The sequence below is a fragment of the Chromobacterium sp. IRSSSOUMB001 genome, assembly GCF_023507765.1.
In the GTDB taxonomy this organism is placed as follows: Bacteria; Pseudomonadota; Gammaproteobacteria; order Burkholderiales; family Chromobacteriaceae; genus Chromobacterium; species Chromobacterium haemolyticum.
Genome location: NZ_JALCYU010000015.1, coordinates 23,482 through 48,803 on the forward strand (window position 1 = coordinate 23,482; position 25,322 = coordinate 48,803).

Sequence of the window (25,322 nt, forward strand, 5' to 3'; positions counted from 1 at the left end):
GTCCCCAGGGCGGAGAAGCCGCCCCGGGATGAGTTTGATCAAGGCTGACCAGCCACCAGCAAACGCTCCACATCCGCCACATTGCGGCAACGCAGCAGCTGTCCGGGCGACAGCTCCACGGCGAAGGTTTCCCGCATGCGCGCCGCAATGGCTTTCAGATGCTGGGGCAGCAAGCCCATGCTGCTGAAATCCAGCAACTCGTCGGCCAGTTCCTGATAGGAACGCCCCAGCACGCCCAGATAAATGTCCAGCACCGGGCGCCGGTGCCGTGTCGCCGGGGCCGGTGCCTCGGCAACGGCGGCCACGGGCGCCGGCGGCGCCACAGGGTTCTGAGCCGGAACCTGGGCCGGCGCCTGCAACAGCGCGCGCGCGCCGCGGCGGTCCGGCTTGCCGTTTTGCGACAAGGGCAGCTGCTCCACCCGCAGGAAGCGCGTGGGCACATGAGATTGCGGCAGGACGCGGCGCGCGTGCTCGCGCAGATCCGCCGCGCTCGCCTCCGCGCCGGGCTTGGCCACGTAAAGCGCGCCTATGCCCAGCTCCCCCTGCCGCTCGTCGCCCACATCCACCACCAGCACATGGGCCAGCGCCGGATGCTTGATCAGCTCCATCTCGATGTCCGGCAGCGACACCCGCACGCCGCGCACCTTGACGTAGCCGTTCACCCGGCTGTCGAACATCATCACCCCGTCCGGCCGGTAGCGGCCGCAGTCGCTCGTGCGGAAGGCCCGCGCCTCCTGGCCGGCCTCGTCCCGCACCATGACGAAGTCGTGCTGGGTCAGCTCGCCGTTTTCCAGATAGCCCAGCGCCAGATTGACGCCGGCGGTGTGGATGCGGCCGGCCACGCCGGCCGGGCAATGCTCGCCGCGCTCGTTCAGCAGCCAATAGCGGTTGCCGGGCAGCGGCCGGCCATAGGGCACCTTGGCGCAATCCTCGGCGAGGATGTCGTGCCAGATGCTCCAGATCGTGGTTTCCGTCGGCCCGCCCAAGGACAGCAGCCGCGCCGCCGACAGGGCGGCGCGCAAATCCGCGATGATGGACGGCTTGATGTAATCCCCGCCCTGGGCCACCAGCCGCAGGCTTTGCAGCCCGCCTTCCCGCCGGCAAGACAGCAACATCTCCAGCATGGCCGGCACCGTGCACCACAGCGTGACGCCGTGCTCGTCCACCAGTTGGTTCCAGCGCACCGCGTCCTTCTCCTCGCCCGCCTCCGGCAACACCAGCGTGGCGCCGGCGCTCAGGCTGCCCAGCACGTCGAACACCGACATATCGTGATGCAGCGGCGTCACCGACATGCACACATCGCGCTGGCTCACCTGCCAGTGTTCCAGCGTGGAGCCAATGACATTGGCCGTGGCCCGGTTGCACAACACCACGCACTTGGGCTTGCCGGTGGTGCCCGAGGTGTACAGGTAATACGCCGGCGTCTCGCTCAGGGACAGCGCCTGCCAGCCGCCGCGCGCGGCGAGCGGCGCGGGCTCGGCCAGCAGTTGTTCCGGCGTGGCCCGCGCATGCTCCGTCGGCAAGGGCTGGGCCGCCACCACCAGGTTTGGCCGGCAGTTGTCCAGCAGATAACGCAGCCGCTCCTCCGGGGACGCCGCGTCTATCGGCACCCACACCACGCCGCTGAAGGCGCACGCCAGGGTGAGGATGGTGTGCTCCGGGCTGCGCGGCAGGCATACCGCCACCACCTGGCCCGCGCTCACGCCGCGCGCCTTCAGCGCCGCCATCGCCCGGGACACCGCCTCGCCCAGCTCGCCGTAGCGTATCCGCCGCTGGCCGCTGATCAGCGCCACCCTGGCGTTGTCCGGGTCAAAGATATGGGCGGCGATGCGGCCGAGGAAATCCTCGCGCCGCGCCTCGGCTTCCACGCTGTTCAGCCGGTAATGGCCGTAATCCAGCACCCGCCCGGCCGGTGCCTCGAACACGCCGCTGTCCACCACCTGCTCGATGGCCTGCTCCAGCGCGCTCAGCACCGCGCCCACCAGCGCCGGCTCCAATGCGTCGCGGGCGTAGTCGATATCAAACACCAGCGCGCCGTCCGCCCGCGCGGAAAAGCGCAGATCCATCGCCACCTGCGGCGTCTGGGTCAGCCCGCCTATCTGGCGCATTGCGCCCTCCGCCGCCGCCGGCCACGACAAGCCATTGGTCACCACCACCGGCAGCGCCGGGCCGGGGCCATGGTTTTCAAACAACATCCGCGCCAGATCCACGCCGGAGAAGGCCAGATGCTGCAAACCCTCCATCACGTCCGCCTGCAAGCGGCGGCCGCGCTCCGCCAGGCTGTCCAGCCCCGCCTGCCACGCCACCGCGATGAAGCTGGAACGGTTGGAGAAACCGCCGGACGGCAACGGCGCCACCGGCACCGCCACGCACAAGCCACCCTCGTCCAGCCAGTGCGACAGCACCTCCAACACCAGCGCCATCACCGTGGTGTTCTTGAAAAAGCGTTGGCCGTTGCCCAGCTTGCTCAGCCGCTCGAAACGCTCCGCGCTCACCGTCAGGCTTTGCCGCTCATAGCGCGCCACGCCCAATTGATCCAAGGGCTTGCGCCAGGGCAGCCTCGGCGCGCCGCAGCAATCGGCCAGCTTGTTTTTCCAATACAGCGCGTCCGCCTTGCGCGCTTCCGCGGACACCTCGGCCGCCGTGGCGGCGGCCGGCCTGCTCGGCTCCACCACACCCTGGAACAGCTCCAGCATCAGCGCGGCGATGGAACGGCCGTCGACAATCAAAGCGTCAAAACGCGCAAACACCGTCAAGGAGCCGTCCGGCAGCAGGAACAGCGTCAGCTCCCACGGGGAGTGCTCCAGATCAAACAGCGCGTGGGCGTAATCCTCGCGCGCCGCCGCCACCCGCTCCTGAGCCGCCGCCGGCGACAAGGCGCGCAAATCCACCTCCCGCAGATTCACCCGCGGCTGCGTGCGGACCCGCTGCCGCAAACGCGCAACATCTATCACCGTACGCAGGCAATCGTGACGCCGCACCATCTCGCCCAGCCGGGCGCGCAACAACGCCGGGTCCATGGCGCCGTGGTATTCACGGAATTCCTGCATCGCCACCCCGCCCAGCGGCAGCTGCGCGGTGCGGCCCAGCAGATACGCCTGCTGCAACACCGTCAACGGCGTTTCCGCCTCCGGCTGCGCCAGCGGCCGCTCCAGCGCGGCCGGGTCCGCCGCCACCGCCGTGGCCAGCGCCACAAAATCGTTGAATAGCTGCGTGACCCAGTCTTGCTGCAAGGCGTCCAGACGGATGTCCCAATTGATCAACACCCCGCCGTCCGCGCTGACGATCTGCGCGTCCAGCGCTACCTGCGGCCCTTGCGAAATCACCCAGTTCATCGCGCCGAAGGCGCGCCGCACCCGCTCCGAGAACAGCTCCCCGCCCGGCATGTCCAGCGCCGCGGTGAACACCACCGGCGCAATCTGCGGCGAACGGTGATGGCGGGACAAATCCCGCATCAGGTTGACGCCCGGATAAGCGCAATGGCCGGCGCGCTCCAGCAACTGCGCGGCCAGGTTTCGGCACAGCGCGCCCGTAGTCGGCGCCGCGTCCAAATCCACATCCAGCAACACCAGGTTGGCAAACTCCCCGATGATGCGTTCCGCGCCCTTCAGCAGCGGCGGCCGCCAGAACACCGGCACGTTCAGCCGGAAGCGCCGGTCCCCGGTGGCCGCGCCCAAGGCCTGGGCGAACAAGCCCAGCATCAGGCCGGACAGCGTCAGCCGCTGCGCCTTGGCCAAGCGCCGCAAAGCCTGGCGCTGCTCCGGCGCCAGCCAGGCGCACAGGCGATGGCTGGACGCCGCGCCCGCCGGCACCGCCCGGCGCGGCAAGGACGGCGCCGGCGCGATATTGGGCAATTGCTCCCGCCACCAATCGCGGTCCCGCTCCCGGGCCGCCTTGAGCCAGGGCTCGTCCCGCGCCCGGTCGCACCACTCAAAGAAAGACGGCGTGGGCGGCAGCTCCGCGTCCGGGGATTCATAAAACAGCGCCAAATCCTCCATCAGCACACGGAAGCTGGACGGGTCCACGGCGATCATGTCCGCGTCCACATGCAGCCGGCTATCCCCCGCGCCAAACAAGCTGATGGAAAAACGAACGGCTTGACCCGTTGCCAGGTCAAGCCGCTGATGTGTCCACTGCTGGCGCTTGGCTTCCAGGCGCTGCGCCAGCGCCTCGCCCTCCAAGGCGGTGAAATCCTCCACCTCCAAATGAGGCACTTTATCCGCCGCCGCCAGCGCCTGCATGCCGTCCGCCGTTACGCAGGCGCGCAGCATCCCGTGCTCCCGGCCCAGCCTGCCCAGCGCGGCCACCAAACGCGGCAGATCAATGGCCTGGCCGTCGAACTCCGCATACAAATGCGCAGAGACGCCACCCAGATCCGAATGATCGCCCCGGCCCATCCAGCAGGCCGCTTGCATTGAAGTCAACTCTCTCATTTCACGCCCCTGAAAATTGACAAATGGATTTCTTGCATTTCTTTCATCTCCATATGGCATCTCTAAATGCGAATGATTATAATTTACACCATTAGCGTGATGCAATGATCAAGGTGAAATCTTCATGACGAATGAAAAGCCAGCAAAACCAAGGCAATTGGAAGCCGCCAGCCCGCGCCAATGGCTGCACAGCCGGCTACGGCAACTGATAGCGGAAGACGGGGAACTGAACCCCACGGAAAACCTGATGTATTACGGCCTGGATTCCCTGCGCCTAATGACGCTGGCCGCCGAACTCAACGCCCGCGGCATCCCCGTGCGCACGGAAGAACTGAGCCGCTCCCCCACACTGGCGGACTGGGAAGCGTTGCTGGAGGCCCGACAAGCGGGTGCTTGAAGCACAACCAGTGTGGCGAAAAGCTGTTCACGTTTTTGGCCCGCTTTTTGAGCTTGTCTGCCAAGCACAAAGAAAACCGCGCATCCGATGCGCCCTGGGCCCTTCACGCCCGCCGGGCAGCCCCGGCAATGAAAACCATCATCCGCACCGCGGATGCAAAAAACAGACAAAAACCGGGCGCCAACCCACGCCCAGTCAACAAGGAAAAACACCCGGTAATACCCACTCCAACCCACTGAGAAACCACGGAGCCACCCATGTCGCTGTCTTCTCTAGACCAAAACCGTATCGAATCTTTTTGGCAGTACTGCTTGCAGCACCAATATTTCAATCTTGCTTACCCAGAGTCAGCCGACTTCGACTACACCCCCTTGCACCGCTTCCTGCGCTTCTCCATCAACAACTGCGGCGACTGGAACGAAAGCAGCAACTACCTGCTGAACTCCTTCGACTTCGAACGCGAAGTCATGCACTTCTTCGCCGAACTGTTCCACATCCCCTTTGACGAAAGCTGGGGCTACGTGACCAACGGCGGCACCGAAGGCAATATGTTTGGCTGCTACCTCGCCCGAGAACTGTTCCCGGACGCCACGCTGTACTACTCCAAGGACAGCCACTACTCCGTGGCCAAGATCATCAAGCTGCTGCGCATCAAATCCCGCGCGGTGGACTCCCTGCCCAGCGGCGAAATCGACTACGACGACCTGGTGGCCAAAATCCAACAGGACCAAGAACGCCACCCCATCGTCTTCGTCAACGTGGGCACCACCATGAAAGGCGCCGTGGACGACATCGGCATCATCCAAGACAAGCTGGCCCAGGCCGGCATCCCGCGGCGGGACTACTACCTGCACGCGGACGCCGCGCTCAGCGGCATGATCCTGCCCTTTGTCGACGCCCCGCAGCCCTACTCCTTCGCCGACGGCATCGACTCCATCAGCGTGTCCGGGCACAAGATGATAGGTTCGCCCATGCCGTGCGGCATCGTGCTGGCCAAACGCAGCAATGTGTCGCGCATCTCCGTGGAAATCGACTACATCTCCGCCAGAGACCAAACCATCAGCGGCTCCCGCAACGGGCACACCCCCATGATGCTGTGGGCGGCCATCAAGAGCCGGCCGCTGGCGGAATGGCGTCGCAAAGTGCGCCACTGCCTGGACATGGCCCAATACGCGATAGACCGCTTCCAGGCCGCCGGCATCCAGGCCTGGCGCTGCCAGAACTCCATCACCGTGGTGTTCCCCAGCCCGTCCGAACCCGTGTGCAACAAACACGGCCTGGCCCGATCCGGCGGCGCGGCCCACCTGATCACCACGCCCCACCACCACGACAGCCAGCGGCTGGACCGCCTGATTGACGACATCATCCAGGACCTTGGCGCCGTAACGGCCCCGGCCGGCGCCGCCATGAGCGCGGCTTAAAGCCAGCTTAGATCCGCCACCTTGTGGCAATGCCGCGTAAAAAGCCGCCCGGAAAGGGCGGCTTTCTGCTGTAATCCCCACCCCCAGCCCGCCGCCGCCTTGACGCTGGGCCTAGCCCCCCTTACTCTGCCCATGCGCTGCGCCAAATAACGCAGCCATGGGCTGGGAGGCCCGTTTTGAACGTTTCTTAGCAAATCGCTTGGCTGCGACTTGCTATGTGCTCATGCGTCTGCCACCACCGGGCGGGCTCATGGCACTGAGCCCCTTGGGGCTGCCGTGGAACGTTCCGGTCCTCCCACTTTGTCATGAGCCTGCCCACGCCTCCCGTGCGTGCCGCGCAGGCTTCCTTAAGCAAATGTTTGTGGAGGCCATAGTGAATATATTTAATATCAGCCAAAGCAATCCTGATCCTAGCGCCTTGGCCGAGACCATCACCGCTAGCGCCAGCGACACCCCCATCCTGCAACAGCTGCAAGACCTGCTGACAGCGCTGCGCGTCAGCGCCCAAGGCCAGCCGGAACTGGAAACACTAAGCCAACAACTGGACCGGCACTACCTGAACGTGGACGAAAGCATCACCTGCGGCACCATGCACCTCCACTACGCCAACCGAAGCCTGCACGCACTGCTGACCCTGCTGCAAAGCTGTCCGGAAGACAAAACGCTGAACTGCGACCAGATCGTGACCTTGCTGGAGCCCGTGCAGCAAGAACTACAAACCAGCCACAGACTGATTTGCTCGGTGATGTAGATGTGGAAACGCCGCAGCGGGGCTGCGGCGCTTCAAATAGGCTTTGCTAATCAGAAAATTAATTATAGCAAGACATCCGCAACCAACACTAAAATCACCACCCCTAAAACTATATAGACAAATGATTTCCAACCCTGTTTGCATGCACCTTTAACCTGATTTAAAAATCCAGGATTACCTATCAACTTATCCATACCAGCCAAGCGATCAGCTACTTTACAGACGACCACCCATTCCAAAATAGAAGCTCTAGACATAAAGATAAAGGCAAACACAAACAAAATGGTTGCAAACAAAATAATCGGCAGCCAAATTACATGTGAAGACCCAAGAGATAACATCACCTTCACCCCTGTAATTGCAATTATCAAAGCAATTAGAATTGTTGCAGCCAGCTGAAAAAGCTCTGCAATTGTAATTTGCACCTTAAACTTACCATCACCTGCTTTCTCAACAAAATAATAAAGATGTTTCAGATCAGTGCTCCGCATAGAAACCAAAAAATAGAGCTCAAGTATATTCTCCCTATCTTTTTTATTCAAATTCAAACCTGTCTCTCTAAAAAACGCTTCCTGAAACTTGCTCTCCGCGTGCAACAATTCAAGATATCGATCGCCCCCCACCAAAGAACCAACAACTGCAAAATCTTCTTTCCTTCTCTCTCTGCGATCCAATTTTAGCATTTTATAAATATTTATCGCCCGCTCAATCAGATACAGCACACCCCCAATTATTAAAATAAAAGACACTACGTCTCCAAACTGCTCCGACACCATTTTCACTTGCTGCAGTAATTCTCCCATAACACAGCTCCCTTTCACCCGAATTCACAAGGAAACAAATAACAGCTTAAAAAACACTCACCTTATAAAATGCATCCAGGCACACATCAGTAATCAGCTCTGTTTCATGTTCTCGCCACCAACTAAATGACTGCGCATACGCACCACTCCGATACGCCCACTCCGCCACACTAAGCGAGCACCTTTGGTCTGAGACAAAGCCCAACTGTGCTAATAGCACACCCTGCTCATCGCCATGCCTAGAAAGGTGCTCCAGCCAACGCTCCAAATGCGGTTTGGCCGCCAACATGTCTCGCTTGCTGCGGTTGCAGGCAGCATGCGCCAACACAAAGTTGTGCGCGGTGTCCCGCGAATAACGAGACCAGGGGATAAAGTGATCCACCTGCGCCTTGCCCTTGATAGGCTGCTGACAATAGAAACAGCACTGCTGCTGCAAAGGGCCCAACACCTTGGCCACCTCGCTAAGATCCGCGCGAGCGGAACCGAACATGAAGGTTTCCAGATCATCCCGCATCCCCAGAATCACCCGGTTCAGCTTATTACTGCGCACATGCTCCAGCCAACCGGCCTTGGCCAGTTGCTGCACCAGCTCTTGATAACGACGCAGATTGAACGCCACCCCGGCGCTCAACACCACCCGGTCAGGTGGGCATGGATAGGTATAAAGGAAAGGGTCCAACTGGCCACCCAGCATCTGCAAATGCTTCAAGGGCATAACTCGCACCGTTTGGCAGATAGCCTTTAGGCAAGCCGGCCAAACCGACAAAGCCCGCACTTGTGACCACTGGCCATGGCTCAAGGCATGCAGTTGTCGCAAAGGCCGCATGATCGCCACCACCGAGCCCTTATTCTGATGCAGCGTCTCACCCACTGTGTCCACCAAGCCAGAGGAATACGGCGGAACATGCCGCCAATAAAGCTCGGCAAACTTCTCCCCCACCTTGGCCATTGGCAGGCTCAAGGCCGCACCACTATCGTCCCCGTACTCCACCGCCAACTCGGCCAGAGTCAACAGCAAGGCAAACTTGTAGGTGGCGCTGAACTCGCCCTCACTGAACAAACGCTGAAGCTTCAGGATGAAAGCGATTTGTTCCTGCGCGGAAGGCACCGCCGTCATCGCGGCGACCAGTAGTCTGCTTTTTCAGGAATGATCCAACGTACCCCGCCACGCGAGTCCTCCCGGTCCCCAGCAAAACGTGGGATCAGGTGGATGTGCAAATGCGGCACCGTCTGCCCTGCAGCCGTGCCATCGTTGATACCAATATTGAAACCATCCGGCTTCAGTTCCGCTAACAACTGCTGACGAGCCTGGTCCAGCAACACCATCAGCCCTTCTCGCTCCGCAGGCTCCAGCGCAAAGAATGAGGCAATGTGCCGGCGCGGGATGATCAGTGTGTGGCCAGGAGAAATGGGAAAGCCGTCTCGGATCACCACGCCGTAGGTGTTGGCGAACAGGTGGCGGTCCGGAGACAGAGAGCAGAAGGGGCAGAGGGACATGACAGTGCGATTAGGCTGAATCATTCAGCTGGATGGTGAAGTCGACGAGATTATATGCCTTTTAACTATTTCATGGATGGGAGTAGGTCAACACATTACCCAGATTGCCTACTGAGTACCGGAGCAGTCCAACTTGGTCATTGCTAACGGTGCCTGAACCTATCTCGGTTTCTGCTTGGTGTTTGGCAAACGGTCGTTTTGTGAACAGGCTCATCACGTGCCAAAATCACCTCGCAATGGCCTCTTTTCTGTTAAAATTCCCGTCAATTTTTCAACGTCTCGTAATCGTTAATGAATCAACGCATCGGATACGCACGTGTTTCGACCGACGATCAGAATCTTGACTTACAACGGGATGCCCTGGCGCGGAATGGATGTTCAACGATCTATGAGGAGACGGCCAGCGGAAAGTCAGCAGGTAGGCCTGAGCTAGAGCAATGCTGCAAGGCACTGCGTGAAGGCGATACCCTTGTCGTGTGGCGACTGGATCGCCTTGGCCGCAGCCTTCCCGATCTAGTACGAATTGTTGGCGAATTGGAGCGGCGAGGCATTGGTTTCGAGAGTTTGGGTGAGAGGATCGAGACGGGTAGCGCTGCTGGAAAGCTTGTTTTTCATGTTTTCGCGGCGCTTGCCGAGTTCGAGCGAAATCTAATCCGGGAGCGCACACATGCGGGCCTTGCTGCAGCCCGTGCAAGAGGTCGCAAGGGTGGGCGAAAGCCCGCGCTAACACAACAGCAGATACGTGAAATCAAGGCCCTTTTGTGCGATAAAAATATTCCAGTTACTGCGATAGCTGACCGCTACGGGGTATCGAGGGCAACAATATATAAACACGCCGGGGTCAATTCGTCGGCAGGACAATAATTAGGCGCGGGCTAGGGTCCGGGGCCATCTAAAAGGTAAAGACGATCTCGAAATGATGATAGAACACCATCCAATCAGTCAAAAATTCGATGTGAACGAGCACATCGTCATTTGCCAAGACGACACCTTAGAACAGTTGAAAAAACTGCCTTCTGATACTTTCAAATTAGTAGTGTCTTCACCTCCGTACAACATTGGGAAGGTGTACGAAAAGCAAGTAAGCCTAAACGACTATCTCGCTTGGCAAAATGAAATAGTCAAAGAAATGTATCGCATTACTGCGAAAGATGGAAGTATTGTTTGGCAGGTAGGAAACTATGTTGATGCAGGGGAGGTCTTTCCACTAGATATTTATTTTTATCCCTTATTCAAAGAGCTGGGGATGCGTTTGCGAAATCGCATTGTTTGGCACTTTGACCACGGCCTGCACGCTAGCAAGCGCTTCTCCGGTCGCTACGAGGTGCTACTTTGGTTTACCAAAGGGGATGAATATACATTTAACTTGGACCCCGTTCGTATTCCTTCAAAATATCCTGGCAAGCTCCACTACAAGGGTGAAAAGGCCGGCCAGCCTAGTGGAAATCCCCTAGGGAAAAATCCTTCCGATTATTGGCGAATAATTTGCCAAGAGTGGGAAGATGGTCGCATTGAAATACCTAATGTTAAGTCTAATCATCCAGAAAAGACAGAGCATCCATGTCAGTTCCCTATTGAATTGATTGAGCGCTGTGTTTTGGCGTTGACTAATGAAAATGACTGGGTTTTGGATCCGTTTGGAGGGGTCGGTAGTAGTGTAATCGCGGCCATTAAACAGAACCGTCGCGGAATGATGATAGACAGAGACTCTACATATAATGCACTGGCAACCGAGAGAGTGAAAGAGTTTCAAAACGGGACGCTAAAAATTCGGCCACTTGGAAAGCCAGTTCACAAACCAACAGGCAAAGAAAAAGTGGCGCAAGTTCCGACCCAATGGCTTGAAGACAAACAGGAAAAATTAATATGAGAATAGTCGCGCAATATGATTTTAATGGTGGCAAGCAAAAGGTTTTAAGCCAATATGCGGCCGAGCTAGCTGAAATTACGCAGGCAATTAACAACATCAATGCAGCGCAATTTAAAACTAAGGTCAGCAAAGAGAAAACTATGATGGGTACAATGTTGTACTCACCAGTTGATATAAATAATGAATTCAAAAATCAGTTGCATCCTCACGGCTGGATTAATCACAAGGTTAACTGTGATTATGTACATGGTGAGATTTTGCCGGGATATACGCCTGCAAAACAGTCGCATGTTAAGCCCTTTCGAGATATGGATTTTGTAAAGCCAGGCGTAAAACTTGGCATTGAGGTCCAATTCGGAAAGTATGCATTTATGGTTTACAACGTGTGCGCGAAGATGACTATCTTTAGGAATATGGGGCTGATTGATACTGGGATTGAAATTGTCCCAGTGAAAAATTTTGCCGACGAAATGAGTACTGGGGTTTCTTATTTTGAACAGTTCGCTTGGGACTTGACCCAGCGCGGGGTATCAAATATTGACACCCCTGTTTTGATCCTTGGGATTGATGCCTAACTGAGAGTAATTCATGTGCAGTTACTACTGGACATGGTACAAATCATGGCATCGTGAAAATACTGCCGCGCAACCCATTGAATTTATTGATGTATTTACCGCAATTTACAATAGAGTGGGAATTGTAAATTGTAGGTATAGCGCGTGGCGGTGGTGCGAGGTCGATGTTTACCCTCCACCGTTCGCCAGCAGATAAAACAGTGACTCGACTGCGAGATCTCGACAGAGTCCGCTAATCGCAGTATTGCTGCCGCACAAGACAATTATCACCGGCAGCTCAGGCCGAAAAGCAACAGTTTGATCCATAGTGAAAAAACCCACCGAAACTAACCGGTGGGTTTTTCGTTATCTGTGTCAGCATTTTTTCACTAACCTGACACAAATTTCACTTTGAGTGTCACCCTACATCCTTACACATCAATATTCCGCGCAATCAAGGCATTGCCCTCGATGAAGTTCCGGCGCGGTTCCACTTCGTCGCCCATCAGAGTGGTGAACACGTCGTCCGCGCTCATCACGTCTTCAATACGCACCTTCAGCAGGCGGCGCACAGTGGGGTCCATGGTGGTTTCCCACAGCTGTTCCGGGTTCATCTCGCCCAGGCCTTTATAGCGCTGGATGTTCATGCCCTTCTTCACTTCCGCCAGCAGCCAGTCCAGCGCTTCGCCGAACTCCGCCACCGGTTTCACGGTTTCGCCACGTTTGACGTGGGCGCCTTCGCGCAGCAGGCCGCTGAGCATGTCGCCGGTTTTCTTCATTTCCGCGTAGTCGCCGGATTCCAGGAAGTCCTGGTCCATCACCGTTACCATCACGTTGCCGTGCAGTTTGCGGATGATCTTGATCAGGTGGCCGTCGTTCTTTTCGTCGCGCAGCAGTTGCAGTTCGATGGCGTCCGCCGGCAGCAGCGCGCTCAGTTTGGCCAGCGCGGCGTCCGCTTCTTGCTGGCTGCTGAGGGACAGCGGGCCGGTCTTGAGCATGGCTTCCAGCACCAGCGGGTCTATCACGCGGCTTTCGCGTTCAATCACGGAGCGGGTCAGCAGGAACTGGCGGGCAATTTCGCCCAGGGTGTCGCCGGACAATGCGGCGGCGCCTTCCGCCGGGATCAGTTCGGCTTTTTCCAGCGCCAGTTGCAGCAGGAACTGGTTGAGTTCGGAGTCGTCCTTGAGGTAGCGCTCTTGCTTGCCCAGTTTGGCCTTGTACAGCGGCGGCTGGGCGATGTAGATGTGGCCGCGCTCTACTAGTTCGCTCATTTGGCGGTAGAAGAAGGTGAGCAGCAGGGTGCGGATGTGGGCGCCGTCCACGTCGGCATCGGTCATGATGATGATGCGGTGGTAGCGCAGTTTGTCCGGGTTGTATTCGTCCTTGCCAATGCCGCAGCCCATGGCGGTGATCAGGGTGGCCACTTCCTGGCTTTGCAGCATTTTGTCGAAGCGGGCGCGTTCCACGTTCAGGATCTTGCCCTTCAGCGGCAGGATGGCCTGGAATTTGCGGTCGCGGCCTTGTTTGGCGGAGCCGCCGGCGGAGTCACCCTCCACCAGGTACAGTTCGCACAGCTTGGGGTCTTTTTCCTGGCAGTCCGCCAGTTTGCCGGGCAGGCCCAGGCCGTCCATGATGCCTTTGCGGCGGGTGATTTCGCGGGCCTTGCGCGCGGCTTCGCGGGCGCGGGCGGCTTCCACAATCTTGCCGCAGATGATTTTGGCGTCGTTGGGGTGTTCCAGCAGATAGGTTTTCAGCGCTTCGCTGATCACTTCATTGACCACCGGGCCAATTTCGCTGGAAACCAGTTTGTCCTTGGTTTGGCTGGAGAACTTGGGGTCCGGCAGTTTGACGGAGAGCACGCAGGTCAGGCCTTCGCGCATGTCGTCGCCGGAGGTGTCCACCTTGGCCTTTTTGGCCACTTCGGATTCTTCGATGTACTGGTTCAGCGTGCGGGTCATCACCTGGCGGAGCGCGGTCATGTGGGTGCCGCCGTCGCGCTGGGGGATGTTGTTGGTGAAGCACTGGACGCTTTCCTGGTAGGAGTCGTTCCACTGCATCGCCACTTCCACGCTCATGCCGTCTTTTTCGCCAATGCCGTAGAACACTTTGGGGTGCAGCACGGTCTTGTTGCGGTTCATGTATTCCACGAAGCCGGCCACGCCGCCGGAGAAGGCGAAGTTTTCTTCCTTGCCGGTGCGCTTGTCTATCAGCTGGATGCCCACGCCCTGATTCAGGAAGGACAGTTCGCGGATGCGCTTGGCCAGGATGTCAAAGTGGAATTCCACCAGGCCGAAGGTTTCTTCGCTGGCGCGGAAGGTCACTTCCGTGCCGCGGTGGTTGGTGTGGCCGGTCACGGTGAGCGGGGCCACGGCGTCGCCGCGGCGGAATTCCATTTCATGGACTTTGCCGTCGCGCCAGATTTTCAGTTTCAGCCAATCGGACAGCGCGTTCACCACGGAAACGCCCACGCCGTGCAGGCCGCCGGAGATCTTGTAGCTGTTACTGTCGAATTTGCCGCCGGCGTGCAGGATGGTCATGATCACTTCCGCCGCCGATCGCCCTTCTTCCGGGTGGATGTCGGTGGGGATGCCCCGGCCGTTGTCTTCCACGGTGATGGAGTTGTCGGGGTTGATGATGACCTTGATGGTGTCGGCATGGCCGGCCAGCGCTTCGTCAATGGCGTTGTCCAGCACTTCAAACACCATGTGGTGCAAGCCGGTGCCGTCCGAGGTGTCGCCAATATACATGCCGGGGCGTTTGCGTACGGCATCCAATCCTTTGAGGACTTTGATGCTATCCGCGCCGTATTCCTGTTCGCTCATCTGCTGCTTTCTGTATGGAGAGGGGCCGGGCGGGCCGGGAGTGACTCCTGGCGCCGCGCGGCCGGCCTCTGCCGGTCAATCTGAAAATCCGTTTGCCGGGGCGGTGGCGGGGCCTCCGCCGCCAGCGGGCTGCCGGGTGGCGGCCGGCGTCAAATCCGCATGGGCATGACGATGTATTTGAAGTTGCTCACGTCCGGTATGGTGACCAGGGTGCTGCGGTTGGAGTCGCCAAAGGCCATTTGCAGGGTGTCCGCCGGCAGGTTGGTCAGCACGTCCATCAGGTAGTTGATGTTGAAGCCGATTTCCAGCTCGCCGCCCTGGTAGGCAATTTCCAGTTCTTCTTCCGCTTCTTCCTGCTCGCTGTTGGTGCAGAGGATAGACATGGAGCCGGGCTTGAGCACCAGGCGCACGCCGCGGAATTTCTCGTTGGCCAGAATGGCGGCGCGCTGCAAGGCGTGCAGGAATTCCAGGCGTTCGATCAGGAAGATCTTGTCGTTGTCCAGCGGGATGACGCGGTTGTAGTCCGGGAACTTGCCGTCCACCACTTTGCTGATGATGACGGTGGAGCCGAAGCTGAAGCGCACCTGGTTGGCCAGCACTTCGATATTGATCGGGTCGTCGATGTCCTGCAGCAGCTTGTACAGCTCGATGATGGTCTTGCGCGGCAGGATCACTTCGGATTTGGGCAGGTTGGCTTCCACGTCCGCGCTGGCGAAGGCCAGGCGGTGTCCGTCGGTGGCCACCAGGCGCACTTGGTTGCCGTCGGTCTGCATCAACAGGCCGTTCAGGTAGTAGCGGATGTCCTGCACCGCCATCGCGTATTGCACCTGGGAGATCAGGCGCTTGAGTTCGCGCTGGCTCAGGCTAAAGCTGGAGTCGCTGGCGCTGCCCACGGACAACAACGGGAAGTCGTCTGCCGGCAGGGTTTGCAGGTTGAAACGGCTCTTGCCGGCTTTCAGGGTCAGGCGGCCGCCGTCCAGTTGTTCCAGGGTCACAGTGGCGTTGCCCGGGATGGCGCGCAGGATGTCCTGCAGCTTTTTGGCGGAGGTGGTCAGGCGGAAGTCTTCGCCCGGTAATTCATCGCTGCTGGCGGTGGTGATCTGGATTTCCAGGTCCGTGGCCAGGAAGCCCACTTGTCCGCCTTTTTTCTCTATCAGCACATTGGACAGGATGGGCAGGGTGTGACGACGCTCGACAATGCCGGTGACTGCCAGCAGTGGCTTGAGCAGGGCATCGCGTTCGGCTTGCAGGATCAGCATGGGGCGGGCTCCCGTTGGGTGTTTGTGAGTCGGTTCAAGTTAGGCTTCATGGTCTTAGTTACGCAGCATGGCCAGCAGCGTGTCGTAATCGTGAGCAATATCGGCGTCGTTGCCGCGCATTTCGGCAATGGTCTTGCAGGCGTGCAGCACGGTGGTGTGGTCGCGGCCGCCAAAGGCGTCGCCGATATTGGGCAGGGACAGCTGGGTCAGTTCCTTGGCCAGCGCCATCGCCACCTGGCGCGGCCGGGCGATGTCGCGGCTGCGCTTTTTGCTGTGCATGTCGGACAGCTTGATCTTGTAGTACTCGGCCACGGTTTTCTGGATGGCGTCCACGGTCACCTGGCGGTTGCCGGCGGCCAGGATGTCCTTGAGCGCTTCCTTGACCAGTTCCAGCGAGATGTTCTGATTGGTAAAGCGGGCGTAGGCCACCACGCGCTTGAGCGCGCCTTCCAGTTCGCGCACGTTGGAGCGCACGTTCTGGGCAATGAAGAAGGCCACGTTGTGGTCCAGCTTGATGCTGTCGGCCTCGGCCTTTTTCATCAAGATGGCCACGCGCATTTCCAGCTCCGGCGGCTGGATTTCCACGGTCAGGCCCCAGGAGAAGCGGGAGATCAGCCGCTCTTCCATGCCTTCTATCTGCTTGGGGTAGCTGTCACAGGTCATGATGACCTGCTTGCCGCCCTCGATCAGCGCGTTGAAGGCGTAGAAGAATTCTTCCTGGGTGCGGTTCTTGCCGGCGAAGAACTGGATGTCGTCGATCAGCAGCAGGTCCAGCGAGTGGTAGTAGCGCTTGAATTCGTCAAAGGCCTTGTGCTGGTAGGCGCGCATGATGTCGGCCACGTAGCGTTCGGCGTGGATGTAACGGATCTTGGCTTGCGGGTTCTTTTGGAACACGTGGTTGCCGATGGCCTGGATCAAGTGGGTCTTACCCAGGCCCACGCCGCCGTAGACAAACAGCGGGTTGTAAGCTTGGTCGCCCGGGTTTTCCGCAATTTGCATGGCCGCGGCGCGCGCCAGCTGGTTGCCCTTGCCGGTCACCAGGGTGTCGAAGGTGAACGAGGGGTTGAGCCGGGTGCTTTCGTGGCTGCCGCCAATGGCTTTGACCGCGGCCTGCTTGGCCTGGGACGGCGCGCTGGGCGCCGGCACGCTGGGTGCGGGCTTGGCTTTGGCCGGCGCCATCGCGGGCGCGGCCAGCGGCCGGCCAGCGGGCGCGCCCAAGCGCAGCTCCACCAAGCATTCGCCCACCAGTTCCACCGCCAGTTCTTCAATGCGCGCCAGGAAGCGGTCCTTGATGAACTGCATGATGAAGCGGTTGGGCGCAAACAGCGCGATGCCCTCTTCCGTGGTTTCGGCCGATAGCGGCTTGATCCAGGTATTGAACTGTTGCGAAGACAGTTCGGCCTCCAGGCGGGCCAGGCAGCCAGGCCAAAATTGATCCAGTTCGGTCATTACATATACGCAAGTAAAAGCGAAAAACCCGCTGTCGGCGTTACGGCCAAGCGGCGGGAGAAGCCGCCGCGCCCCGTACGCGGGGCGGACGACGTGTGTTCGGCATGATTCAAGGGCCGCGGGCCGCGCATCGCCGGGCCGCAAGGCGGGCGATGCATGGATGGGGCGGCCCCCGAGAACCGCTGGCAAAATTCCTGGATCGGCCCGCGCCGCGCTTGCGCGGGCGCGCGTTGCTCCAGTGGGTGGGGCTGAATTTTGGCAGTGCTTCTCTAGGGTTGGCGTTCCGCCCCGGCGCGCGTTCAATAATTGCGCAGCGAACTCGGAACGGTAAGCCTTGGCATTCTAACGGTTTTTCTCAAAGTTATCCACAGGTGCTTAGAAAATTCCTCATTGACAAACCGGCGTTTATCCTGTCAAATCACGCGTTTATTTCCGTTTCGAAACAGGAATTCCAATCATGAAGCGTACTTACCAGCCCTCCAATACCCGTCGTAAACGCACTCACGGCTTTCTGGTCCGCATGAAGTCCCGCGGCGGCCGTGCTGTGATCGCAGCTCGTCGTTCCAAAGGCCGCAAGCGTCTGGCCGTATAAGCCTTTGTCGGCTTACCGCTTTCGCCGTGCGCACCGGCTATTAAAAACGGATGAGTTCTCATCCGTTTTTAGTTTGCGGATGTCGCGCAGCAACGCCACGTTTCAGGTATCGGCCCGACCCAATGAATTGGGGCACGCGCGGCTGGGCCTGGTGGTGGGCCGCAAGGTCCACAAGCGGGCCGTGCGTCGCAACTACATCAAGCGCACGGTGCGCGAATGGTTCCGCCTGAACCGGCAAACTCTGCCGGACATGGACTTCGTGGTCCGCGCCAAGGTGCCTTTTACGCGCGCCGAGCGAACTGAAGTGATCACGGCTTTGTCTTCTCTGTTTGCTAAACTGGCACGATGTCGCGCCTCTTCATCCTCCTGATCCGTTTTTACCAGCTGGCTATCAGCCCGTGGCTGGCACCGCGTTGCCGCTTCCAGCCCACCTGTTCCAGCTACGCGATCGAAGCGGTGAAAAAGCACGGCGCACTCAAGGGCGGCTGGCTGGCCGCCAGACGCATCGGACGTTGCCACCCCTGGGGCGGCAGCGGCTACGACCCAGTTCCCTGAACTTAAATCCGGTATCGAGAGATGGATTCCAAGCGCCTCATAATCTTCATCATGCTGTCCCTGGGCATCCTGCTAGGTTGGCAGGAGTTTTTCGCGCCCAAGCCGACGCCGCAGCAAGTTGCCGCGCAAAAGCAGGCCGCCACACAGCCGCAGGCCGCCAACGGCGCGTCCCACAACGCCCAGCCGGTGGATTCCAACAAACTGACTTCCGGCCAGCGCATCACGGTGAACACCGATGTGCTGAAGGCGGAGATCGACACCGTGGGCGGCGATCTGCGCCAGCTGACGCTGTTGAAGCACGATTCCGCCGTGGACAGCAAAAAGCCGCTTGATCTGCTGACGGACCGGAACGGCCGCGTCTATGTGGCGCAAACCGGCCTGGTGGCCGCCAGCAACCCGGCGCTGCCCACCCACAAAACCGTGTTCACCGCTGAAAAGACCAGCTACGAGCTCTCCGGCGACAAGCTGGAAGTGAAGCTGACCGCGCCGGAAGCCAACGGCGTGAAGGTAAGCAAGATCTACACCTTCACCAAGGGCAGCTACAAGATTGGCGTGCGTTACGACATCGCCAACGGCGGCGCCGCGCCGCTGGCCGCCACCGCTTACTACCGCCTGCTGCGCGACAGCCAAACGCCGGAAGGCGAAGGCCGCCTGGCCCACACCTTCACCGGCCCGGCTGTTTACACCTCGGAAAACAAATTCCAGAAGGTGAGCTTCGACGACCTGGCCAAGGGCAAGGGCGATTACGCCAAGACCGGCAGCGACGGCTGGGTGGCCATGATCCAGCACTACTTCATGTCCGCGTGGATTCTGAAGCCGCTGGACGGCGCCAGCGTGTGCAAGGACGACAAGTCCTGCCGCTTTGAGCTGAAGCAGAGCAACGGCCTGAACTCCGCCGCCGCGCTGGTGGATTACGCCACCATCGCCCCGGGCCAGAGCCTGAGCGTGTCCGTGCCGCTGTTCGCCGGCCCGGAAGAGTACGATGTGATCAGCAAGCTGGCCGACGGCATGGAATACGCCAAGGACTTCGGCATCTTCCACATCTTCGCCTCCCCGCTGTTCTGGCTGCTGACCAAGCTGCACCTGCTGGTGCAGAACTGGGGCTGGGCCATCGTGCTGCTGACCCTGACCGTCAAGGCCATCTTCTACCCGCTGACCGCCGCGTCCTACCGCTCCATGGCCAAGATGAAGGCGCTGGCGCCGCGTCTTGAGCGCATGAAGGAGCAGTACGGCGACGACCGCATGAAGTTCCAGCAGGCGGTGATGGAGATGTACAAGTCCGAGAAGGTGAATCCGCTGGGCGGCTGCCTGCCCATGCTGATCCAGATCCCGGTGTTCATCGGCCTGTACTGGGCGCTACTGGCTTCGGTTGAGCTGCGCCAGGCGCCGTGGATTCTGTGGTACACCGACTTGGCCCGCCCGGACCCGTACTATGTGCTGCCGGTAATCATGGCGGCCACCATGTTCCTGCAAACCTTCCTGAACCCGCCGCCGGCGGACCCGATGCAGGCCAAGATGATGAAAATCATGCCGGTGGCCTTCTCGGTGATGTTCTTCTTCTTCCCGTCCGGCCTGGTGCTGTACTACGTGGTCAACAACATCTTGTCGATGGCCCAGCAGTGGCAGATCAACAAGAGCATCGAGAAGAAAAACAAGGCCGCGCTGCAATCCTGATTGCCCCGCGCGCTCTGAACCCCAAACCCGGCCGCATGGCCGGGTTTTTTGCTGGATAATTGAAGCGTATTCGCCACGACGCCCCGCCGCGCGGGGGCCGCGGCCCAGATTCCAAGGAATGCCCATGAGCCTCAGCTACACCCCCGCCACCATCTGCGCCATCGCCACCGCTCCCGGCCGCGGCGGCGTTGGCGTAATCCGCGTGTCCGGCAAGGATTTGCTGCCCTTCGCCGCCGCCGTCAGCGGCGGCAAAACGCCCAAGCCGCGCTACGCGCTGTACACCGACTTCGTCGACGCCCACGGCCAGCCGCTGGACAACGGGCTGCTGCTCTACTTCCCCGGCCCCAACAGCTTTACCGGCGAGGACGTGATCGAACTGCAAGGCCACGGCGGGCCGGTGGTGCTGAAAATGCTGCTGGCGCGCTGCGTGGAGCTGGGCGCGCGGCTGGCGGAACCGGGCGAATTCACCAAGCGCGCCTTCCTCAACGACAAGCTGGACCTGGCCCAGGCGGAAAGCGTGGCGGACTTGATCGACGCCAGCAGCGAAACCGCGGCCAAGAGCGCGCTTAAATCGCTGAAAGGCGCCTTCTCCAAGGAAATCCACGTGCTGGTGGACGAGCTGATCACCCTGCGCATGCTGGTGGAGGCGACGCTGGACTTCCCGGAAGAGGAAATCGACTTCCTCAAACAGGCGGACGCGCTAGGCAAGCTGGAACGGCTGCGCGGCCGGCTGGTGCAGGTGCAGGCCACCGCCAAACAGGGCGCCATCCTGCGCGAGGGCATGCACGTGGTGCTGGTGGGCCAGCCCAATGTCGGCAAATCCAGCCTGATGAACGCGCTGGCCGGCGACGACATCGCCATCGTGACGGACATCGCCGGCACCACCCGCGACACCGTGCGCGAGGAAATCGTCATCGACGGCGTGCCGGTGCACATCATCGACACCGCCGGCCTGCGCGACACCGACGACGTGGTGGAAAAGATAGGCATAGAACGCACCTGGCAGGCGGTGGAGCGCGCGGACCTGGCCCTGGTGCTGGCGGACAGCCGCGACGGCCTGACCGGCGAGGTACAGGCCATCCTGCAACGGCTGCCGGCGGCGCTGCCGCGCGTGCACGTGTTCAACAAGGTGGACCTGTCCGGCGAAGCGCCTGGCCTGGCCGATGAAGACGGCCACCCGCTGGTGCGCCTGTCCGCGCGCACCCACGCCGGCGTGGAGCTGCTCAAGGCCAAGCTGCTGGAAATGATAGGCTACAGCGGCGGCGGCGAAGGCGTGTTCCTGGCGCGCCAGCGCCACCTGGACGCCATCCGCCGCGCCGCCGAACATCTGGAGCTGGCGCACGCGGACTGGGAGCAAGTGGAAATCTTCGCCGAGGAGTTGCGCATGGCGCAGAACGCGCTGTCCGAGATCACCGGCGAATTCAGCGCCGACGATCTGCTGGGGGTAATTTTCAGCCGCTTCTGCATAGGCAAGTAACCCTCTAACAACTTGCAAAATCTAAGAGCCTGTTCACGACCTTTTCGTCCTAAGATAATTGCCGAATGCGAAGAAGCCATTATCCAAGCGGCGTAAGTCGTGAACAGGTCGAACAGATCGGACCACTACTTGGAATAGCGTACGCAAAAAATCAAGCCAAGGACAGTCGACCTGTTCGAGGTCTGGTGTACTGTGCTCTATTTGACCTCCTCCTGACTGACCTCCTCCCGCAAAAATGACCTCCTCCCGCAAAAACGTAGCGGTGAAAAGTAGAGATTTCTGGCAAATTTAAGCCCATCCGGGCAGGATGGTTTGTCATGAAAAAATCGAAGTTCACCGAAGAACAGATCGCCTTCGCATTGCGCCAGGCGGAATCCGGCACCACCGTCGCCGAGGTCTGCCGCAAGATGGGTATCTCTGAAGCCACCTTCTACAACTGGAAGAAGAAATACGGCGGCCTAGGTGTCAGCGAGCTGCGCCGCCTGAAACAACTGGAAGAAGAGAACGCCCGCCTCAAGCGCATGGTCGCTGACCTGAGCCTGGACAAGCTGATGCTGCAGGAAGTCATCCAAAAAAAGCTGTGAGGCCGGCCCGCAAACGCGAGTTGGCCAACTTCCTGATTGACGCGTACCGCGTCAGCATCCGTCGTGCCACCGCAGTCATTCAATTGCGGCAAGCTAGCTATTTTTATCGCCCTCATCCTCGAAACGATCGCGCGGAGCGACAGCGGATCCGCGAGATCGCCGCCACGCGTATTCGTTATGGCGCGCGCCGCATCCACGTCCTGCTACGGCGTGAGGGCTGGCAGATCAATCACAAGAAGACCTACCGGATCTACTGCGAGGAAGGTCTGAACCTGCGGCGCAAGCGGCCCAAGCGGCGAGTGGCGGCCGCACACCGGCAAGCCCGGCCGGCGGTCTCCAGTTTGAATGCCTGCTGGAGCATGGATTTCGTCGCCGATCAGCTGTTCAACGGCCAGAAAATCCGGGCCTTAACTGTAGTGGATAATTTTAGCCGGGAGAGCCTGGCGATCACGGTGGATTTCGTGCTGAAAGCTGCGGACGTGGTTGCTACGATGCGGCATGTTCAAGTCTTGCGCGGGACACCACAACGGATTCAGGTCGACAATGGCAGCGAGTTTATATCGATGGCACTGGATCAATGGGCATACCAACAAGGTGTCACGCTGGACTTCTCGCGGCCAGGAAAACCGACGGATAATGCTTTTATCGAGTCGTTTAACGGCAGTCTGCGGGATGAGTGCCTGAATGTGCATTGGTTTCTGTCGCTGGATGACGCGCGTGACAAAATCGAGCGTTGGCGACAGGATTACAACGAATTCAGGCCTCACAGTTCGCTGGGCGACCAGACCCCGAGCGAGTTCCGACTTGCTCATCTTTAAGCCGGCAATCTCCAGCTTAGACCGCTCGGTTAGTCGGGAGGAGGTCACCCATCTCCACTCTCGGACAGGTTTTTCCAGTTTCCGAACCTGTCCACAATTCCGGCAAGCATTGTCGGCAAGCAGTGCAACAGGTTATACTTAATTAAATATACGCACGTCATTAATTTTTGAGAAAAGTTATTTGCCTGTCTATTTTTTCCCCCCAAGCCCACGTCTTAGACGTGCTGCCGGGCCACTGCAAACGGGACTCCTATTCGAGGTAAGTTGATGAATATACTTAATTCAGGCAAGCTTTGTCGTCACACTCAAACGATGTCGAACTGAAAAGTCCCTCCAACCACGCAATAGGTTTTACTGGAGTAGTAGCCATGCCCAGATCAGGCCCGGTCAATGACACCAACATCGCCGACCTAAAGGTGGCGATTCTGCTCGGCACCTTCAATGGCCAGCCTCATTTATCTGACCAGCTAGATTCATTTGTAACTCAGACGCTAAACAATTGGAGCGTTTGGGCATCTGACGATGGATCCACTGATCAAACCATGGACATTCTTGAGAAGTACCAATCCACTTGGGGCAAAAGTCGTCTCACGATACGACGCGGCCCACAACAAGGGTTCGCAGCCAACTTCCTATCCCTCGTCTGCGACCCCAACATTGATGCAGACTACTATGCCTTTTCAGATCAAGACGACATATGGGAAGCAGATAAACTAAGTGCCGCCCTAACCAGACTTGAACAAATTCCTAAAGAAACTCCAGCCTTATATTGCGGAAGAACCCTCCTTGTTGATGAGAACAACAACAAGATAGGCTTTTCAAAGACTCTTTGCAAACCCCCCTGCTTTTCCAATGCCTTATTACAAAATATTGCCGGCGGAAATACAATGGTGTTTAACAAAGCAGCCCGCGATATAATGCTAGCAACAGGCAAAAACCTCAAAATAGTATCCCATGACTGGTGGGCTTACTTACTAGTATCAGGTTGCGGGGGAGTCGTTCTTTATGACCCAACCCCTTATATTCGTTACCGTCAGCATGCTAGAAATTTTGTTGGCACTAATAAAGGCGTGTCCGCGTCCTTGACTCGTCTACACAAAATATTTCACGGCAGATATAGAGAATGGCTAAATACAAACCTAGCTGCACTTGCATCAATCAAAGACAGACTGACCCTCGAAAATAAGAGTACTCTAGAGTCATTTTCTCTCGCACGAAAAAAACCCTTAATCATTCGGACTTTTGCAATATTCTCTTCCGGAGTTCATCGCCAAACTATTTTTGGCAATTCAGGGGTTTTTGTCGCATCACTTCTAAATAAAATATAGCACCACTCTAAAATAAATAAACTTCCAACTGTGAGGTGTATTGTGAAGGTTCTTGTTACTGGCGCAGACGGTTTTATTGGTTCGCATCTTGTCGAAGCTCTCATCGAAAGAGGGCATGATGTGCGTGCTTTTGTGCTGTATAACTCATTTAATTCATGGGGCTGGCTAGATCACACCCCCGACCATATACGACAAAACCTAGATGTTTTCGCTGGAGATATTCGCGACCCCCATGGGGTCAGGACGGCACTTCAAGGATGTGATGCCGTACTCCATTTAGCCGCCCTAATCGCAATCCCCTATTCTTACCACTCCCCCGACACCTATCTTGATACCAATATTAAGGGCACACTGAATGTCCTACAAGCGGCTCGAGACCTCGGAATTAATCGCGTGGTTCACACCTCTACTAGCGAAGTATATGGCACGGCGCGCTTCGTTCCAATCACGGAAGAGCATCCGCTTCAAGGTCAGTCACCATATTCAGCATCCAAAATTGGCGCAGATCAATTAGCTTACTCTTTCTACGCTTCTTTCAATTTACCTGTCGTGATTGCTCGCCCATTCAACACTTATGGTCCCCGACAATCTGCACGTGCCGTTATACCAACCATTATTACTCAAGTTGCCAATGGGAACCGTGTACTCAAATTGGGTGCAACTTCACCCACTAGAGATTTTAACTTTGTGCAGGACACTGTTGCAGGTTTCATCGCTGCGCTAGAAAGTCAATCTGGAGAAGGAGAGGTAATTAATTTCGGCAGCAACTATGAAATTTCCATTGGAGACACAGCACAGCTCATTGCTGACGTTCTTGGCAAGTCTATCGAGATACACACTGATGAAACACGTCTCCGACCTAAAAACTCTGAAGTAGAAAGACTCTGGGCTGACAATCAAAAAGCGCAGCGCCTATTTGGCTGGAAACCTGTATATGGAGGGCATGAAGGATTTCGTCGAGGCATAGCTGAAACAGTGGAATGGTTTTTAGACCCGAAAAACCTAACAGCATACAAAGCGGACCGCTACAACATTTGA

General features: G+C 58.4%; 22 protein-coding genes. 15 read left to right on the forward strand and 7 right to left on the reverse strand.

What is annotated here, in order from left to right:
- Nucleotides 1-38: 38 nt before the first annotated feature.
- Entirely contained in the window at nucleotides 39-4,433 is a 4,395-nt protein-coding gene (locus MOV80_RS18515; protein WP_249605365.1) for an amino acid adenylation domain-containing protein, read from the reverse strand.
- A 124-nt stretch (nucleotides 4,434-4,557) separates the two neighbouring features.
- Between MOV80_RS18515 and MOV80_RS18520 the strand changes: the two genes are divergently transcribed.
- From MOV80_RS18520 to MOV80_RS18535, 4 genes are all read left to right on the forward strand, one after another.
- Nucleotides 4,558-4,830, forward strand: a complete 273-nt coding sequence (locus tag MOV80_RS18520) for a phosphopantetheine-binding protein (protein WP_052052138.1) — start codon at nucleotides 4,558-4,560, stop codon at nucleotides 4,828-4,830.
- The gene (locus tag MOV80_RS18525) at nucleotides 4,827-5,069 is read left to right on the forward strand and encodes a hypothetical protein (RefSeq protein ID WP_249605366.1); all 243 of its coding nucleotides are present in this window, start codon (nucleotides 4,827-4,829) and stop codon (nucleotides 5,067-5,069) included. The genes MOV80_RS18520 and MOV80_RS18525 overlap by 4 nt, the downstream gene beginning before the upstream one ends.
- Nucleotides 5,070-5,087: 18 nt before the next feature.
- On the forward strand, nucleotides 5,088-6,251 hold the full coding sequence (locus MOV80_RS18530; RefSeq protein ID WP_249605367.1) for a histidine decarboxylase: 1,164 nt from the start codon (nucleotides 5,088-5,090) through the stop codon (nucleotides 6,249-6,251).
- Between the two features lie 373 nt (nucleotides 6,252-6,624).
- Complete coding sequence (locus MOV80_RS18535; protein WP_249605368.1) at nucleotides 6,625-7,002, forward strand: hypothetical protein; 378 nt, start codon at nucleotides 6,625-6,627, stop codon at nucleotides 7,000-7,002.
- A 62-nt stretch (nucleotides 7,003-7,064) separates the two neighbouring features.
- Here MOV80_RS18535 and MOV80_RS18540 read toward each other — a convergent pair whose 3' ends face one another.
- Genes MOV80_RS18540 through MOV80_RS18550 form a run of 3 tightly spaced genes read right to left on the reverse strand, consistent with a single transcriptional unit; the run spans nucleotide 7,065 to nucleotide 9,326 of the window.
- Nucleotides 7,065-7,805, reverse strand: coding sequence for a hypothetical protein (locus tag MOV80_RS18540; RefSeq protein ID WP_249605369.1), 741 nt, complete (start codon nucleotides 7,803-7,805; stop codon nucleotides 7,065-7,067).
- Between the two features lie 46 nt (nucleotides 7,806-7,851).
- Entirely contained in the window at nucleotides 7,852-8,922 is a 1,071-nt protein-coding gene (locus MOV80_RS18545) for an HNH endonuclease (protein WP_249605370.1), read from the reverse strand.
- Nucleotides 8,919-9,326 (reverse strand): HIT domain-containing protein, encoded by a 408-nt coding sequence (locus MOV80_RS18550; RefSeq protein WP_249605371.1) that lies wholly within the window; start codon nucleotides 9,324-9,326, stop codon nucleotides 8,919-8,921. The genes MOV80_RS18545 and MOV80_RS18550 overlap by 4 nt, the downstream gene beginning before the upstream one ends.
- Nucleotides 9,327-9,593: 267 nt before the next feature.
- Between MOV80_RS18550 and MOV80_RS18555 the strand changes: the two genes are divergently transcribed.
- From MOV80_RS18555 to MOV80_RS18565, 3 genes are read left to right on the forward strand one after another with little or no spacing between them, the layout of a single operon-like run.
- A complete protein-coding gene (locus MOV80_RS18555) occupies nucleotides 9,594-10,166 on the forward strand; it encodes a recombinase family protein (protein ID WP_249605372.1) in 573 nt (190 codons plus the stop codon).
- 52 nt (nucleotides 10,167-10,218) lie between these two features.
- The gene (locus tag MOV80_RS18560; RefSeq protein WP_249605373.1) at nucleotides 10,219-11,172 is read left to right on the forward strand and encodes a site-specific DNA-methyltransferase; all 954 of its coding nucleotides are present in this window, start codon (nucleotides 10,219-10,221) and stop codon (nucleotides 11,170-11,172) included.
- Entirely contained in the window at nucleotides 11,169-11,747 is a 579-nt protein-coding gene (locus tag MOV80_RS18565; protein ID WP_249605374.1) for a BglII/BstYI family type II restriction endonuclease, read from the forward strand. The genes MOV80_RS18560 and MOV80_RS18565 overlap by 4 nt, the downstream gene beginning before the upstream one ends.
- 410 nt (nucleotides 11,748-12,157) lie before the next feature.
- Here MOV80_RS18565 and gyrB read toward each other — a convergent pair whose 3' ends face one another.
- From gyrB to dnaA, 3 genes are all read right to left on the reverse strand, one after another.
- Nucleotides 12,158-14,548: a DNA topoisomerase (ATP-hydrolyzing) subunit B gene (gene gyrB / locus MOV80_RS18570; protein ID WP_043592544.1), complete on the reverse strand. Its 2,391-nt coding sequence runs from the start codon at nucleotides 14,546-14,548 to the stop codon at nucleotides 12,158-12,160.
- A gap of 149 nt (nucleotides 14,549-14,697) precedes the next feature.
- On the reverse strand, nucleotides 14,698-15,807 hold the full coding sequence (gene dnaN / locus MOV80_RS18575; RefSeq protein WP_043592545.1) for a DNA polymerase III subunit beta: 1,110 nt from the start codon (nucleotides 15,805-15,807) through the stop codon (nucleotides 14,698-14,700).
- A 54-nt stretch (nucleotides 15,808-15,861) separates the two neighbouring features.
- The gene (gene dnaA / locus MOV80_RS18580; protein WP_043592546.1) at nucleotides 15,862-17,256 is read right to left on the reverse strand and encodes a chromosomal replication initiator protein DnaA; all 1,395 of its coding nucleotides are present in this window, start codon (nucleotides 17,254-17,256) and stop codon (nucleotides 15,862-15,864) included.
- Nucleotides 17,257-17,713: 457 nt separating this feature from the next.
- Here dnaA and rpmH point away from each other — a divergent pair, with 457 nt between their 5' ends.
- From rpmH to MOV80_RS18620, 8 genes are all read left to right on the forward strand, one after another.
- A complete protein-coding gene (gene rpmH / locus MOV80_RS18585; RefSeq protein WP_019100333.1) occupies nucleotides 17,714-17,848 on the forward strand; it encodes a 50S ribosomal protein L34 in 135 nt (44 codons plus the stop codon).
- Between the two features lie 4 nt (nucleotides 17,849-17,852).
- The gene (rnpA, locus tag MOV80_RS18590) at nucleotides 17,853-18,218 is read left to right on the forward strand and encodes a ribonuclease P protein component (protein ID WP_039753648.1); all 366 of its coding nucleotides are present in this window, start codon (nucleotides 17,853-17,855) and stop codon (nucleotides 18,216-18,218) included.
- A complete protein-coding gene (yidD, locus tag MOV80_RS18595; protein ID WP_043639818.1) occupies nucleotides 18,194-18,403 on the forward strand; it encodes a membrane protein insertion efficiency factor YidD in 210 nt (69 codons plus the stop codon). The genes rnpA and yidD overlap by 25 nt, the downstream gene beginning before the upstream one ends.
- Before the next feature lie 21 nt (nucleotides 18,404-18,424).
- On the forward strand, nucleotides 18,425-20,077 hold the full coding sequence (gene yidC / locus MOV80_RS18600; protein WP_194427241.1) for a membrane protein insertase YidC: 1,653 nt from the start codon (nucleotides 18,425-18,427) through the stop codon (nucleotides 20,075-20,077).
- 124 nt (nucleotides 20,078-20,201) lie between these two features.
- Nucleotides 20,202-21,554 carry a tRNA uridine-5-carboxymethylaminomethyl(34) synthesis GTPase MnmE gene (gene mnmE, locus MOV80_RS18605; protein ID WP_019102217.1) on the forward strand — a complete coding sequence of 451 codons (1,353 nt, stop codon included), beginning with the start codon at nucleotides 20,202-20,204 and terminating at the stop codon, nucleotides 21,552-21,554.
- A 317-nt stretch (nucleotides 21,555-21,871) separates the two neighbouring features.
- A protein-coding gene (locus MOV80_RS18610) for an IS3 family transposase (RefSeq protein WP_107732998.1) occupies nucleotides 21,872-22,956 on the forward strand; the annotation gives its coding sequence in 2 pieces (ribosomal slippage) (nucleotides 21,872-22,124 and nucleotides 22,124-22,956; 1,086 coding nt in all).
- Between the two features lie 368 nt (nucleotides 22,957-23,324).
- Nucleotides 23,325-24,284, forward strand: coding sequence for a glycosyltransferase family 2 protein (locus tag MOV80_RS18615; protein WP_107732997.1), 960 nt, complete (start codon nucleotides 23,325-23,327; stop codon nucleotides 24,282-24,284).
- A gap of 42 nt (nucleotides 24,285-24,326) precedes the next feature.
- Nucleotides 24,327-25,322 (forward strand): NAD-dependent 4,6-dehydratase LegB, encoded by a 996-nt coding sequence (locus tag MOV80_RS18620; RefSeq protein ID WP_205422973.1) that lies wholly within the window; start codon nucleotides 24,327-24,329, stop codon nucleotides 25,320-25,322.

What these genes read in the sequence shown, in the direction of transcription:
- MOV80_RS18515 (WP_249605365.1), bottom strand. Translation starts at nt 4,433, where the DNA reads ATGAGAGAGTTGACTTCAATGCAAGCGGCCTGCTGGATGGGCCGGGGC.
- MOV80_RS18520 (WP_052052138.1), top strand. Translation starts at nt 4,558, where the DNA reads ATGACGAATGAAAAGCCAGCAAAACCAAGGCAATTGGAAGCCGCCAGC.
- MOV80_RS18530 (WP_249605367.1), top strand. Translation starts at nt 5,088, where the DNA reads ATGTCGCTGTCTTCTCTAGACCAAAACCGTATCGAATCTTTTTGGCAG.
- MOV80_RS18540 (WP_249605369.1), bottom strand. Translation starts at nt 7,805, where the DNA reads ATGGGAGAATTACTGCAGCAAGTGAAAATGGTGTCGGAGCAGTTTGGA.
- MOV80_RS18545 (WP_249605370.1), bottom strand. Translation starts at nt 8,922, where the DNA reads ATGACGGCGGTGCCTTCCGCGCAGGAACAAATCGCTTTCATCCTGAAG.
- MOV80_RS18550 (WP_249605371.1), bottom strand. Translation starts at nt 9,326, where the DNA reads ATGATTCAGCCTAATCGCACTGTCATGTCCCTCTGCCCCTTCTGCTCT.
- MOV80_RS18555 (WP_249605372.1), top strand. Translation starts at nt 9,594, where the DNA reads ATGAATCAACGCATCGGATACGCACGTGTTTCGACCGACGATCAGAAT.
- MOV80_RS18560 (WP_249605373.1), top strand. Translation starts at nt 10,219, where the DNA reads ATGATGATAGAACACCATCCAATCAGTCAAAAATTCGATGTGAACGAG.
- MOV80_RS18565 (WP_249605374.1), top strand. Translation starts at nt 11,169, where the DNA reads ATGAGAATAGTCGCGCAATATGATTTTAATGGTGGCAAGCAAAAGGTT.
- gyrB (WP_043592544.1), bottom strand. Translation starts at nt 14,548, where the DNA reads ATGAGCGAACAGGAATACGGCGCGGATAGCATCAAAGTCCTCAAAGGA.
- dnaN (WP_043592545.1), bottom strand. Translation starts at nt 15,807, where the DNA reads ATGCTGATCCTGCAAGCCGAACGCGATGCCCTGCTCAAGCCACTGCTG.
- dnaA (WP_043592546.1), bottom strand. Translation starts at nt 17,256, where the DNA reads ATGACCGAACTGGATCAATTTTGGCCTGGCTGCCTGGCCCGCCTGGAG.
- rpmH (WP_019100333.1), top strand. Translation starts at nt 17,714, where the DNA reads ATGAAGCGTACTTACCAGCCCTCCAATACCCGTCGTAAACGCACTCAC.
- yidD (WP_043639818.1), top strand. Translation starts at nt 18,194, where the DNA reads ATGTCGCGCCTCTTCATCCTCCTGATCCGTTTTTACCAGCTGGCTATC.
- yidC (WP_194427241.1), top strand. Translation starts at nt 18,425, where the DNA reads ATGGATTCCAAGCGCCTCATAATCTTCATCATGCTGTCCCTGGGCATC.
- mnmE (WP_019102217.1), top strand. Translation starts at nt 20,202, where the DNA reads ATGAGCCTCAGCTACACCCCCGCCACCATCTGCGCCATCGCCACCGCT.
- MOV80_RS18615 (WP_107732997.1), top strand. Translation starts at nt 23,325, where the DNA reads ATGCCCAGATCAGGCCCGGTCAATGACACCAACATCGCCGACCTAAAG.